The following is a 12,650-nucleotide window of genomic DNA, read 5'->3' as shown; positions in this document are numbered from 1 at the left end:
CCGGGTCGTGGCAGCAGCTGTGGAATCGAGGCGACATGCGCTGGTTACGGTCCGGGCCGGGCAGGCGGCAGGTCCAGCACGACCCCGGTCGCCGGCAGGAGCTGCTGCTCGATCTCCGGCAACGCTTCGGCGCCCACGCCCAGGGCCGCTTCGCCGAGCAGGCCGACGCCGTCGTACCGCTGCTGCTGGACGACGACGGCCTGGCGGTGGCGGCCGCCGTCCTGCACGAGTTCGCCGACGCGGCCCATGCGCAGCTCCTGGCCGACGTGGCAGAGCTGAACCGGCGTACCGGGCACGGGCCGGTGGTCGACCGCCGGAACTACCGGCCGCTCTGGCAGGCCGCCGGGCCGCACCTGCGCTGGCCGCTCTTCGGCCTGCCCGGCGGCCTGCACCCGTACGTGCAGGTCACCGCGGCCGCCACCGCCATCGGCACGCACGCACGCCGGGCCGTACGCGTGACCGACCCGTACCCGGTGCTGACCCACCTCCTGGAGATCCTCGACCTGACGCTGACCGGGTGGGAATTCGCCCGCGTACGCGTGGACACCGACGCCGCGGCCCTGGCGGAGCGCCTGATCTCCGCCGCCCGGGACCTGCGCTCCGCCATGGCCGAGCCGCCACCGCTGCCCCCGCCCGTCCGCGAATGGATGCGGCGCAGGATCACGATCGACGTGCACGACTCGGCCGCGAACCGGATCCTCGGCGCGTTCGACCCGGGCCGGATGATGCGCGAGGCCCTGCTGGCCTGATCCGCCGGCCGGGTCCGGCTCAGCGCTGGATCTGCGCGACCCTGATCCTCGTCGGCAGGGCGGGCGGGCCGTCGACCGGCGCCGGGTCCTCCGGCGTCGGGGTCACTCCCCCGGCCGCCACGAGGTCGAGCGTGTGCAGCCCCTCGGAGGTCGTGGTGCCGAAGATCGTGTAGTTGGGCCGCAGCGCGGAGTCGCCGTAGACCAGGAAGAACTGACTGCCGTTGGTGTCCGGGCCGGCGTTGGCCATGGCCAGCACCCCCCGCGCGTAGACCCGGCGGGCGCCGGTCGGGTCGGTGGGGGCCGGAGGCAGGTCGGTCGGCAGCTCGTCCTTGTAGCGGTAGCCCGGGCCGCCCTCGCCCGTACCGGTCGGGTCACCGCACTGCAACACCTTGAGCGTCGGGTACGCGGTGAGCCGGTGGCACGACGTGCGGTTGTAGAACCTGTACCGGACCAGGTGCAGGAAGCTCTGCACGGTGCAGGGCGCCTCGGCGCGGTCGAGCACCAGCGGGATCGGTCCCAGGTTGGTGCGCAGCAGCACGTCCACGGTGCCGCGGCTGGGCGTGTGGCGGGGGTCGGGCGGCAGCGGCACCGGACGGGCGGCGGGCTCGTCCGGGGTCGGCGTGTAGGCGCACGGTCCGGGGGTCGGCTCGGTGGGGTCCACCCCGCTCGCCGCGGCCGGCGACGCGGCGGCGAGGCCGGAGCCGATCATCATCAGGGTGGCGGCCATGCGGCCCAGTGAGGTGATGCCGCGACGCGGGAAGGTGTGGACCACTTTGTCCTCCAGAGGATCGACGGATCGTCACCCCCGGGTCTAATCGACCTTCATGGATTGGTCAAGGTCCGCGTCGCCGCCACCCGATCCGGCGGCCGGCGATCATACTGGGGGCATGACCCCCGGCCCGGTACCTGCGGCGATGCGGCGGTGCCCCCGGTGCGGGCACCTGACCCGCGCCGACCGCATGATCAAGGGCTACGGGCGGGACTGCGCGGCGCAGCTCGGGCTGATCGGCCGGACGGTGGACACCGGGCACGCCGGACCCGATCTTCTCGACCTGCTCGGCGCGGAGCCCGAGGACGAATGCGACGGCGGGGACCGGCCCGCGGATCGGCCGTAGTGCGCGTCGCACCGCCCGTACGGTAATTGCCGGAACTGCGACCGCGGGATAACGCGAAGCCGCAAGAAATACATCGTTCGTGCCGACGGTCAGGATGCCGACAGAAAAGGCTTTTCGAGATGCGTCCGTAACCCCGGGACACCGATACTGGCCCGCAGAGTCGGGTGGGCGGAAAGCCGGGGCGAACGCATGATCGTGCAAGGGCAGACGGAAACGTCGTTCGGCGAAGAACTGCGCCGGCTGCGGGACGCGCGCGGAATGTCGCTGGCCGATCTGGCCCGCGAGGTGCACTTCGACCGCGGTCATCTCAGCAAGGTGGAGCGTGGCCTGCGCGGCCCCTCGCCGGCGCTGGCCCGGGCCTGCGATTCGGCCCTCGACGCGCAGGGCCGGCTCGTCGAGCTGGCCGGGAGCCCGCAGGCCGCGGCACCCGAGCCCCACGTTCCCGCGCCGGCCTGGAGCTACGAGGACTCGCCGTACGCCCGGCAGTTCCACCGGATCGCCGCCTCCGCGGCGCCCTTCACCAGCGATCACGAGCAGACGGTCGCCGAGGCGCGTGAGCTCTTCGAGATGCTGCGTACCCACGGGCGCGCCGGCGCACCGAGCGCGCTGCTGCCCCTGCTGGCGACCCAGTTCGGATTGCTGCGGGCCGCCGCGAGCACCGCGCGCCGGCCGGTGCGCGACCGGCTGATCCTGCTCGCCGCGCACTACGCCGAGTACGCCGGATGGATGATCCAGGAGTGCGGGGACGACACGGGCGCCCTGGCCCTGACCGGGGTCGCGGCGACGCTGGCGGCGTCCGTGGTCGACGGTGCGGAGGCCGGTGATGCTGCCGCGCTGCGGGCGTACACGAGTCTCCGCATGGCCGATGTCGCGCTGTACAGGGGGAACGGCAAGGCCGTGGTCACCCTCGCCGAGCGTACGGAGTTCGTGGCGGACGCACCGCCGCCGGTGCGGACGCTGGCGGCCCAGCGCGCCGCGCAGGGGTGGGCGCTGCTGGGCCGGTCGCGGGAGTGCGTGGCCGCGCTGGACCGGGCCGACGGCTACGCCTCGCATACGGCAACGGACGGCGACGGGATCCCGCTGGGCCCCCGCGGCGGCGGACAGCTGCGCGAGATCGTGCGCGGCTGGTGCCTCTTCGACCTGAGCAGGCCCGGGGACGCGGCCGCATTCCTGGCCGCGGGGCTGGCCGCCGCACCCGCCGGAGCGCATCGGGCGCGCGCGCTGTACGGCGTACGACTGTCCATGTCGTACGCCACGACCGGCGATCTGGACGGAGCGTGCGAGAGCGCCGGCACGGCGCTGGACGAGGCGCGGCGGGTGGACTCGGCGGCCGTACGGCACGAACTCCGCGCGTTCGGGGCCCTGCTGCGCCGGCGCCGCAGGAATTGGTCCGTTGTGGACCTGCAGTCCCGGATCGACCGCGAATTGTTCAGGGAACACCATTCTTTGCGAGCCTGACTCACAATTTTCGGGCGAGCCCGGATCGGTCGAACAGCTATCGACAACAGCAAAAGGTAACGGTAACGTCGCCGCTTGTCACGGGATCCGCGACGGCGCCCGGTGGCAACGGGCAACACCTACCGATCATGAAACAGGGTCGCCGAGACTTCCCTCTCGGATCTTGTCTCATTTCTCGGCATGGGGGCGACGGACTGGTGGGTGGCGTTTTCCTCAATTACCGGACCGCGGATGCGGCGCTCGGCGCCGTGCTGCTCGACGAGCGGCTGACCGCCCGGTTCGGCCCGGACGCGGTCTTCCGGGACAACCGCTCGATCGCGCTGGCCACGAGGTTCGACACGGTGCTGTGGCAGCGGCTGCGGTCCGCCGACGTCGTCCTGGCCCTGATCGGGCCGCACTGGTTCGAGGCGGACGACTCGGGCCGCCCGGCGATCCACGATCCGCAGGACTTCGTCCGCCGCGAGCTCGCCGAGGCGTTGCGGCTGGCCATCGACGTCTGCCCGGTGCTGCTGGGCGAGGACACCCCGCTGCCCCGCGCGGACCAGCTGCCGCGCGGCCTGAAGACCCTGCCGAAGCATCAGTACGCCCGGATCCGGACCCGTGATCCCGGCCCCGACATCGACGAGCTCGTCCGCCGGCTCGCCGATCGCCCGGGCCTCGGCGTTATCGCTCCCCCGGCCCCGCGCCGGGTCACGGAGACGACCGAAGGACACGGCGTGACCGTCCTCGGATCGGTGCACGCCGGACAGGACGTCGTCTTCGGCGGCAAGACCGAGCACCACTACCACCGCGAGGCCCGCGGATGACCGCCGCGACGGAGCCCGCCCCGAGCGATCAGGAACTGGCCGACGCGCTGGTCGAAGGCGTCGGCGCGGACCAGGCGGCGGGCGAGTTCGGCGTCGACGACTACGGTGACCAGGCCGAGCCCCGCGTGATGACCGGCGGCGCCCGGGTCGGCGAGGTCAAAGCCGGCGACGACGTCGTGTTCCGCGACAAGATCTCGCACAACTACTTCGGCGGCGGTCCCGCACGCGGCCGGGACCCCGCGCCGCTCAGCCTGGCCCGGGACGTCCTCGACGACGCGCGCGAGGCGTTCGTGCCGCCGCCCGGCTTCGCCGACCTCGACCTCGGCGAGCGCCTGCTCATCCTCCGTATCTGCAGCGGCCGCGGCGGCGGGACGGCCGCCACGCGGCTGCTGCTGGACGCCGGGGCGGCCGCGGTCAAGGAATTGGCGCCCGACACCTCGCTGCGCCGGCTGACCACCGACCGCCTCGACAACGGCACCGGATACCTGCTGCGGAACGCCACCTCGGGCGTCCTCGACGAGCTCACCGAGTTCGAGATCGCCCGCCTGTGCGCCGCGCTCGGGGAACGGGCCGGCTGGCTGGTCCTGACGGTGGACCCGCGCGTACGGCTCGCCGAAGGACTGCTCGCCCGGCACATCGGCGAGCTGGGCGACCCGCCGGCCGCCCTCGACGTCCTGACCGCCCACCTGCGGCGCCGGCTGCGTCAGCAGGATCCGGAAGGCATCCGGGCGGCGGAGATCCTCGCCGAGCCGTCGGTCGTCAAGTTGTTCGACGACTCCGCCGACCGCAAGGACCGCGTGGCGCGGGCCGCCTGGTTCGCCCGGATCCTCGCCGACGCGGCCCAGGCCGACGACTTCGACCTGGAGAAGATCCAGGCACAGCTGAAACGGCTCACCGACCGCAGCTTCGAGACCTGGTTCGACGCCCTGGACCCGGGCACGCGGTGTTTCGTGATCGCGCTCGCGACACTGCCCGGGTACTCGTACGAGATCGTCTCCGACCGGGCCCGGGACCTGGAGGCCGCGCTGGTCCCGCAGGTGCCGCCGGCGCCGGGCGCGCCGGCCCCGGACCCCTTTCGGGTACGCCGGACGCAGCGACTCGAAGCGGCCCTCGCCCGGGTCACCCAGCGGCCGGTGACCACCCGGTACGGCACCACGCCGATGGAGGTCGTCCGGTTCATCGACCCGAGCCTGTCCCGGCAGGTGCTCGACCGCGTGTGGACCGAGTACGCCGACATCCGCGAAACCTTGCTGGCCTGGCTGCGGACCATGGCGGAGCACCCGGTCGGCCAGGTGCGCCAGGGCGCCGCGCGAGCCGCCGGCGTCTTCGCCGTGCAGGCGTTCGACTACGTCCGGCGGTACGTGATCGGCCCCTGGGCGGCGAGCGACGTCCCGGCGAGCCGGCAGACGGCGGCGCTGTCGCTCGAGGTGCCGGGGCGCGACCCGTCGGTGAGCCAGGTGACCCGGCGCATGCTGTACGACTGGCACCTGGACACCTCCCCGCCGTACCTGCGCAACACCGCGGCCCGCACGTACGGCGGACTGCTGGGTCTGGTCGATCCGGGCCCGGCGCTCGATGCCTTCGCCCACCTGGCGACCGCCTCGACGTACGGCCTGCCGCACGTGATCGCGAACAGCATCACCCGGCTGATCGTGCACGGCGACGAGTCGGTGGCCGTGCAGGTCATGGAGCGGGTACGCACGTGGACGAGCGGCGAACCGGTGGAGCCGCCGGAAGGCTCCCGGCGCGCCGGGCGCGGCCTGACCGCCGAGCAGAAGAAGGAGGACGCCCGGGCCCGGACCTTCGTGGCGTACCTGTCGTTCCTCACCTGTGCCGTGGACGCCGTCCTGGTGAACCCGGTCGACGAGCGCGAGGACGCGGCCGCCTGGCATGGCCTGCTCTGGCTCGCCCACCGCAACGAGGCCGTCGCCGCGGTCGTCGCGGAGCTGTGGGGCAGCGCCGTGGTGCACCCGATCGCCCATCGGGCGTCCGGCAACGTCCTGACCGTCTGGGCGGAACGGGTGGACGGCGACCCCGTCGGCCGGCAGGCGCTCGCCGACCTGCTGGTGGCGGCGGTCCGGGGGCGTACGCGCCGCGCCCTGGGCACCCTCCACAGACTCGCCCGGACCTGGCAGAGCGGCCGGGAGCCCTCCGCCCCGCAGACCGCTGCCACGGTCCTGACCGCATTGACCGCACTGGGAGAACCCGAATGACGAACCACGCCGTGCCCGTGATCCTGTCCGAGACGAAGGTGGCGCGTTTCCGACCCTTCGGCCAGCGGGCGCTGCCCCGCGCCGGCGTCGTGCTCGTGGTGAAGACCAGCCGCGGGGACGTCAAGGTGATCCCCGACCAGCGCACCCTCGGCGAGTACGCGTTCGCGCCCCACGCCACCCAGTACGAGATCGACGTCGCGAAGCACGACTCCCGGTTCGAGTTCCCGCTCAAGAGCGCGGCCGAGGACTACACCTTCCAGGCGGCCGTGGAGGTCACCTGGTACGTCTACGACCCCGCCCGGGCCCTGCAGGCGCGGCCGACCGACGCCACCGACGTCGTCCGGCGGCGATTGCGCGCGCGGCTGACCGAGCTCGGCCGCCGCCACGACGTGGAAGACGTCCAGGGGTTCGAGGAGGCGATCCGCTCGTACTTCGCCGACCCGCGGGCCCGGGTCGTCGACGAGTGGCTGCGCATCGAGGAGATCACCGTCGAGGTGAGCCTGGACCAGGCGGGCACGGAGGTGCTGCGGCAGCGGCGTGAGACCCGGCGCAAGCGCCGGCTCATCGAGGAGACCCACGAGACCGACCTGCTCGAGCAGGAGCACGCCGGACGGCTCGCCGCGCGCAGCAAGGAGCACGAGATCGAACTCGAGCGCCGGCGCCGGGAGTTCGACCTGCAGATCAAGCAGCAGGAGGAGGAACAGGCGGCCGATCGGCGCCGGCGCGAGGCGCAGTGGGAGGCGGAGTTCCAGGCGAGGATGCGCCGCCAGGAGGAGGAGTGGAAGGCCGAGCTGAAGGCGCGGGAGGACCGTATCCAGCTCGAGAACGAGCAGGCCCGGATGCGGCTCTTCCTCGAGGCCATGGAGAAGGGCGACGCGGCGGTCCTGGCGATGCACCTCGGCCGGCACCCGGACGACGCCAAGGAGATCATCCAGATGATCGTGCAGAACCAGGCGCTCAACGAGGAGCGCCAGGCGAAGCTCCTGGCCGACATGATCGAGAAGGAGATGATCATCGGCGCCGATCTGGAGGGCCTGAACCAGGATCTGATCCGCTCGGTGATGGGCCTGACCGCCCGGCGCACCGGCGGCGTGTTCTCCCTCAACACCACCATCGACATGTCGGTCGACGCCCTCGCGGACCACGCCGCCGCCACGGTCGAGACCGATGATTGAGGACGGTCTGGATCTGGTACGCCCGCTGCTCAGCGATCTCCCGCCGCAGTGGCAGACCGTGCTCGCCCTTCCCCTGCTGGTCACGGCACTTGTGGTCGTCGTGACCATCGTGGCCAACAGCATGCCGGCAGTGGACCGCCTCCTGCGCCCGGCCGTCGTGGCGGCCACCTCGGTCCTGGGCCTGCTGCTGCTGGTGCCGGAGTATCTGGCCACCATCGCGATACGGCGGGCCGGCCGGCGCCCACCAGCGGTGATCCACCTCTACGACGACGGGGTGGAGGGCCTGGTCGGGCTCGGCATGCGGGCCGGGCGCACCGGGCTGTCCGCGCTCACCCGGGACCGCCGGCTGCGCCGCCTCCTGATCGTCGTGACCGTCGGCTCGATCCTGGTGGTGAGCAACGGCGCCAGCTGCGCGCAGGCACCCGCGCCGGCCTGCCGCAAACCGGTCGCGTCCTGGTGGGAGCAGACCACCCGGCTCGTCACCGACGACGAGGCGCCCGCGGTCAAGCCGAAGCCCGCGAAGAAGCCGAAGCCCACCAAGGCCACGGCCAAGTAGCGCCGGTCAACTGAATCGAGGCAGGTGCTTGGCGATCTGGCCGCGCCACGACTCCCAGTCGTGGGGCACGTCGTGGCCCCACAGGTCCAGCTCGTGCCGGATGCCCTTGGCGGTGAGGAGCCCGCCCATCCGCCGGGTCGACTCCAGCGCGCCGGTGGTGTCCTCCCAGCGGCCCTGGCCGCAGACCAGCAGCACCGACAGCCGCTGCCGCAGCCAGCCCAGGTGGTCGCCGTCCAGGTTGGCGACGTAGTCCGCCGGGCTGTTGAAGTAGACGGCATCGCCCCGCTCGCCCCAGCCGCGCCACGTACCCGGGTCGTAGTTGCCGGAGAAGCACAGCGCCAGCGGGAACAGGTCGGCCCGCTTGAAGGCGAAGTTCAGCGCATGGAAGGCGCCCAGGGAACAGCCGGCCGTGACGATCTCGGCGGAGTCCCCGGTGTCCGCGCGGATGTGCGGCACGACGGCGTCGAGCACCCACGCCTCGTACGCGGCATGCCGCCAGGCCCGCTCCTCCAGCGGCAGGTGGTGCGCCGACCACGTCTCGGCGTCGAAGGAATCGACGCAGTAGAGCTTGACCCGCCCGGCCTCGATCAGCCCCTCGACCGCGCCGACCATGCCGTTGCGCGAGAACTCCCAGGCGTCGCCGCCCTCGGTCGGGAAGACCAGCACGGGCCGTCCCCAGTGCCCGTAGACGGCAACGGTCCCGGACCGCCCACCGGTCGGTACGGCGAGATCAACCCTGTAGTGGCGCACAACCTCCACGCTAGTCACAGGTCACGCTGGATACCGCGCGCTAGCGTGGCCCGATGCGTGCTCGACTGGGATGGGCGTTCGCCGGGATCGTCGCCGTCACGACCGGCGGGGCCCTGACGGCGTGCTCCGACCGGCCACCCACCGCCGCGACCACCGCGTCCGCGCCGGCGCCGTCCGCAACGCCCTCGGCGGCTTCCGCGCCGCGAAGCTCGCCGTCACCTGCCGACTGCGTCTCCCGGACGCTCGCCGCAATGTCCGCCGAGGAACGGGCCGGGCAGGTGCTCATGATCGGGGCACCCGTGGACGACCCGCGGCAGCTCGAGAAGGCGGTCGCCGAGCGGCACCTCGGCGGCGTGTTCCTCGCCGGGCGCAGCACCCGCCGGGCCTCCGCGCTGCGCGCCGACATCGCCGCGCTGCGCCGGGCCGGAGAGATCACGCCGCTGGTCGCCCTCGATCAGGAGGGTGGCAGCGTGCAGACCCTGAAGGGGCCGGACTTCCCGCTCGTACCGTCGGCGGAGCGACTCGGGCGTGGCTCGCGGGCGAAACTGCGCGACACCGTCCGCGACAGCGCGCGGCGGCTGGAGGACATCGGCGTCACGGTGAACCTGGCGCCGGTGGCCGACACCGTTCCGGCGGACGTCGGTGCCGCGAACCCACCGATCGGCGCGTTCGGCCGGCAGTACGGCTCCGACCCCGTCGACGTGGCGGCGGACATCCGTACGGTGGTGCCGGCGTCGCAGGGCGCGGGCGTGCTGACGATCCTGAAGCACTTCCCCGGGCTGGGTCGCGTACGGGCGAACACCGACGTCTCCCGCGACGCCGTGGACGCCCGCACGACGGCCGACGACCCGTACCTGAAGCCGTTCGAGGCCGGGATGGCGGCCGGGTCCGCCGGGGTGATGATGTCGTCGGCCCGGTATCCACGGCTGGACCGCTCCACGATCGCCGCGTTCTCGAAGCCGATCGTGACCGGGCTGCTCCGCGAGCGGCTGGGCTATCGGGGTCTGGTCATGTCGGACGACCTCGGTGCCGCCGACGCGGCGGGGTTCGTGCCGGTGGGTGAACGGGCGGTGCGGTTCGTGGCGGCCGGCGGTGACCTGGTCCTGACGATCCGGCCGCAGGACGCCAGGCCGATGGCGGCCGCCCTGATCGCCGAGGCGCGGAAGTCACCGACGTTCGATGCGCGGCTCACGGACGCCGCCGGTCAGGTGCTGCGCACCAAGGACCGGGCGGACTTGCTGCCGTGCTCGTCGAAGAGCTTGCCTTGACGTCGGCGGCAAGGCCTAGCGTGGGCCCATGCTGATCGGGGAGTTGGCCGAGCGGGCCGGCACCAGTGCCCGCACCCTGCGGTACTACGAGGAGCACGGGCTGGTCGAGCCCCGCCGCGACCGCAACGGCTACCGGCGCTACGACGAGGGCGAGCTGCGCGTCGTGCACGAGATCCGGGCGCTGCTCGCGGCCGGGTTCGGGCTCGACGACATCCGGCCCTTCGTCGCGTGCCTGCGGGCCGGGAACGCCGCGGGGCACGTGTGCCCGGACTCGGTCGCCGTGCTGCGGCGCAAGCTCGCGGAGGTCGAGGAGTGCCTCGATCAGCTCGCCGCCGTACGGGACCAGCTGCGCGGGCAGCTCGCCCAGGCGATCGAGGAGCGGGAGACCCGATGCCTGAAGATTCGCTGATCACCGTCACCGACGACACGTTCGCCGACGTGGTACTGGGCGCGCGGCTGCCCGTACTCGTGGACTTCTGGGCCGAATGGTGCCCGCCGTGCCGGCCGGTCGCGGTGACCCTCGCCGAGCTGGCCGGCGAGTTCGCCGGGCGGGTGCTGATCGCGAAACTCAACGCGGACGAGAACCCCGAGAGCGCCCGTGCCTACCGGGTCATGTCGATGCCGACCCTGATGTTCTTCCGGTCGGGCGTCGTGGTGAACACCATCGTGGGGGCACGACCGAAGGGGATGCTGAGGTCGGCGTTGACCGCAGCCGTCGAGCCGTACGCGAACCGCTGACCGCGCTCAGGTGACCGGGATGCCGGTCTCGTGGACGGTGGCGGAGACCTTGATCGTCCGGTGCGTCTGCTTCCCGCCGCCGACGGTGTAGAGGGCGTACGTGTGGGTCTCGGTCGAGCCCGGCGCGCCGGAGCAGGAGAAGTGGAATTCCTGCATGCCGTGCAGGGCGACCGGGCCGTAGGTGCCCGGGGTGCCGGTCGGGTCGTCGACGGAGAGGGCGGCGGAGTGGGCGCCGGTGACCTTCCACTTGAGGATCAACGGTACGGCGTCGGTGTGGGAGACGTCCGTGCCGGACGGGCAGCCCGGCTTCTGGAAGACGGTGAACGACACGATGCGCGGGCTCGGCGCGCTCACCGTGGTGTCCTCGTCCGGCGTCGCGGCGTGGGACGTCCCGGACTTCGGCTCGGTCTTCGTCTTGGATTTCGGCTTCGTCGCCGACGCCGCTGCCGACGACGACGACGAGGGCGAGGGTGAGGCGGAGTCGGCGGACGGGGACGCGACGGTGACGGTGCAGCCGGTCAGGGCAGCGGCGGTGGCGAGGCCCAGCATCGCCACGGCGGAGGTTCTCGAAATCGACATGCCACAGAGCGTATGAAGGCTGTGATGCTCAGTAATCCCATGTTCGTGCCGTCTCATCGGCGCAGGTCACGAGCTTGTTCAGCGGGCAAATGTGCCCACGCGGGTAGTAGTCGCCCATCACGGCGGCCGCTGATCCCGGGCGCCCGTCCGGCGGGACGTGCGTCACCGCGGGCCCGAACCCCGGCGCCGGCATCATGTTGCGCAACAGCACGAGGTGACGAGCATCCGGGTGCGCGAGCGAGAACGGCACGAACGTCACGCCCGGCACGGCCTCGATCCGCCCCCGCTGCGCCTCGGTGCCCAGCACGAACGTGTACCAGCCGTCGGCGTCGAGCGCGACCACGTCGTCGTGGCGGCAGCCCGGGTCGGTGCTGCCGTCCGGCAGCTTGTTGACCACGACGGGGTAGAACGGATAGCGCAGGTTGGTGCAGAGCGACCAGTACCGCAGGTCGTCGCCGGGTCCGGGCCAGGGGTGCGGGTGCGGCTCGTCCGGGCTCCTCGCCGCCTTGCCACGGATCACCACGACCCGGTCCCGGCCGGGCGGCGTCACCCAGGCGTTGAGGTAGCCGCTGTCCGGATTCGGGAACAGCTCGTCGTTCGCGGACGAGCGGGCGAAGGCCAGGTCGCGACCCACGGCGGGCTGCGGGATCAGATCATTGTGCGCGGCCGCGACGGTACGCCGGCACGGCCGCAACGTCCTGCTGTGCCCGCCGTCGCTGATCGTCAGGGAGGGCAGCCGTACGGGCGACGACGTGCCCCCGGTCGGCAGGTAGATGCGGTACACGAGGTAGCCGGTCTGACCGTCCTCGGCGTCCGGCGGCGCCAGCGGCAGCACGTTGACCTGCCCGGGCGCGACGGCCATCCGCAGGTGCAGCGTGTACGCCCCGCCGGGAACGGCCGGCCGCTGCCACGGGTTCACGCTGCCGGGGTCGGGGGCGATCTCGAAGTCGGTACGCGACGAGAAGACCCCGTTGCTGGTGAAGGGGCCCTGGAAGCCGTCGTAGACCGTGAAGGACGCGTACCGGGTGTCCGGGAAAGCGCCGGTCACGGTGATCTCCCGGTCCCCGCGCACCTGGAACGGCATCACCCAGTAGCGGGCGTTGCTGTCGGGCAGCGCGATGTTCGCCGCCTGAGCGCCGACCTCCTCCGGCCACGCGCACGCGGACGGTGCGGCCGAGGCGGGGACGACGGGCACCACGGCGGCCAGGGCCAGCGCGGCGAGGACAGCTCCGACACGTCTCAT

14 protein-coding genes are annotated in these 12,650 nt (G+C 72.6%); 10 read left to right on the top strand and 4 right to left on the bottom strand.

Going from position 1 to position 12,650, the window contains the following annotated elements; translation table 11 throughout:
* Window positions 1-35 precede the first annotated feature (35 nt).
* A complete protein-coding gene (locus ACIBO8_RS14835; RefSeq protein ID WP_396115732.1) occupies window positions 36-749 on the top strand; it encodes a hypothetical protein in 714 nt (237 codons plus the stop codon).
* Window positions 750-768: 19 nt separating this feature from the next.
* On the opposite strand, the gene ACIBO8_RS14830 is transcribed toward ACIBO8_RS14835, so the two are convergent.
* Window positions 769-1,476: a peptidylprolyl isomerase gene (locus tag ACIBO8_RS14830; RefSeq protein WP_396116387.1), complete on the bottom strand. Its 708-nt coding sequence runs from the start codon at window positions 1,474-1,476 to the stop codon at window positions 769-771.
* A gap of 160 nt (window positions 1,477-1,636) precedes the next feature.
* On the opposite strand from ACIBO8_RS14830, the gene ACIBO8_RS14825 reads away from it, so the two are divergent.
* The 6 genes from ACIBO8_RS14825 (at window position 1,637) to ACIBO8_RS14800 (ending at window position 8,072) form a co-directional block, all read left to right on the top strand.
* Window positions 1,637-1,864, top strand: a complete 228-nt coding sequence (locus ACIBO8_RS14825) for a hypothetical protein (RefSeq protein WP_396115731.1) — start codon at window positions 1,637-1,639, stop codon at window positions 1,862-1,864.
* 189 nt (window positions 1,865-2,053) lie between these two features.
* A complete protein-coding gene (locus ACIBO8_RS14820; RefSeq protein ID WP_396115730.1) occupies window positions 2,054-3,322 on the top strand; it encodes a helix-turn-helix domain-containing protein in 1,269 nt (422 codons plus the stop codon).
* 197 nt (window positions 3,323-3,519) lie between these two features.
* A complete protein-coding gene (locus ACIBO8_RS14815) occupies window positions 3,520-4,128 on the top strand; it encodes a TIR domain-containing protein (protein WP_396115729.1) in 609 nt (202 codons plus the stop codon).
* Window positions 4,125-6,341 (top strand): hypothetical protein, encoded by a 2,217-nt coding sequence (locus tag ACIBO8_RS14810; RefSeq protein ID WP_396115728.1) that lies wholly within the window; start codon window positions 4,125-4,127, stop codon window positions 6,339-6,341. Before ACIBO8_RS14815 ends, ACIBO8_RS14810 begins: the two co-directional genes overlap by 4 nt.
* Window positions 6,338-7,516 (top strand): hypothetical protein, encoded by a 1,179-nt coding sequence (locus tag ACIBO8_RS14805; RefSeq protein WP_396115727.1) that lies wholly within the window; start codon window positions 6,338-6,340, stop codon window positions 7,514-7,516. Before ACIBO8_RS14810 ends, ACIBO8_RS14805 begins: the two co-directional genes overlap by 4 nt.
* Window positions 7,509-8,072, top strand: coding sequence for a hypothetical protein (locus ACIBO8_RS14800; protein ID WP_396115726.1), 564 nt, complete (start codon window positions 7,509-7,511; stop codon window positions 8,070-8,072). Before ACIBO8_RS14805 ends, ACIBO8_RS14800 begins: the two co-directional genes overlap by 8 nt.
* 6 nt (window positions 8,073-8,078) lie before the next feature.
* Here the strand turns inward: ACIBO8_RS14800 and ACIBO8_RS14795 are convergent, their stop codons facing one another.
* Window positions 8,079-8,822 (bottom strand): esterase family protein, encoded by a 744-nt coding sequence (locus ACIBO8_RS14795; RefSeq protein ID WP_396115725.1) that lies wholly within the window; start codon window positions 8,820-8,822, stop codon window positions 8,079-8,081.
* 53 nt (window positions 8,823-8,875) lie between these two features.
* On the opposite strand from ACIBO8_RS14795, the gene ACIBO8_RS14790 reads away from it, so the two are divergent.
* The 3 genes from ACIBO8_RS14790 to trxA are packed head-to-tail and all read left to right on the top strand — an operon-like array spanning window position 8,876 to window position 10,828.
* The gene (locus ACIBO8_RS14790; protein WP_396115724.1) at window positions 8,876-10,090 is read left to right on the top strand and encodes a glycoside hydrolase family 3 N-terminal domain-containing protein; all 1,215 of its coding nucleotides are present in this window, start codon (window positions 8,876-8,878) and stop codon (window positions 10,088-10,090) included.
* A 28-nt stretch (window positions 10,091-10,118) separates the two neighbouring features.
* Complete coding sequence (locus tag ACIBO8_RS14785) at window positions 10,119-10,499, top strand: MerR family transcriptional regulator (protein ID WP_396115722.1); 381 nt, start codon at window positions 10,119-10,121, stop codon at window positions 10,497-10,499.
* Entirely contained in the window at window positions 10,481-10,828 is a 348-nt protein-coding gene (gene trxA / locus ACIBO8_RS14780) for a thioredoxin (protein WP_396115721.1), read from the top strand. Before ACIBO8_RS14785 ends, trxA begins: the two co-directional genes overlap by 19 nt.
* Window positions 10,829-10,834: 6 nt before the next feature.
* Here trxA and ACIBO8_RS14775 read toward each other — a convergent pair whose 3' ends face one another.
* Window positions 10,835-11,407 carry a hypothetical protein gene (locus ACIBO8_RS14775; RefSeq protein WP_396115720.1) on the bottom strand — a complete coding sequence of 191 codons (573 nt, stop codon included), beginning with the start codon at window positions 11,405-11,407 and terminating at the stop codon, window positions 10,835-10,837.
* A gap of 28 nt (window positions 11,408-11,435) precedes the next feature.
* Entirely contained in the window at window positions 11,436-12,650 is a 1,215-nt protein-coding gene (locus tag ACIBO8_RS14770; RefSeq protein WP_396115719.1) for a hypothetical protein, read from the bottom strand.

The organism is Actinoplanes sp. NPDC049681 (assembly GCF_044465265.1).
GTDB lineage: Bacteria > Actinomycetota > Actinomycetes > Mycobacteriales > Micromonosporaceae > Actinoplanes.
Note: the sequence above shows the minus strand (reverse complement) of the source record. Positions and strands in the feature narration are given on the sequence as shown.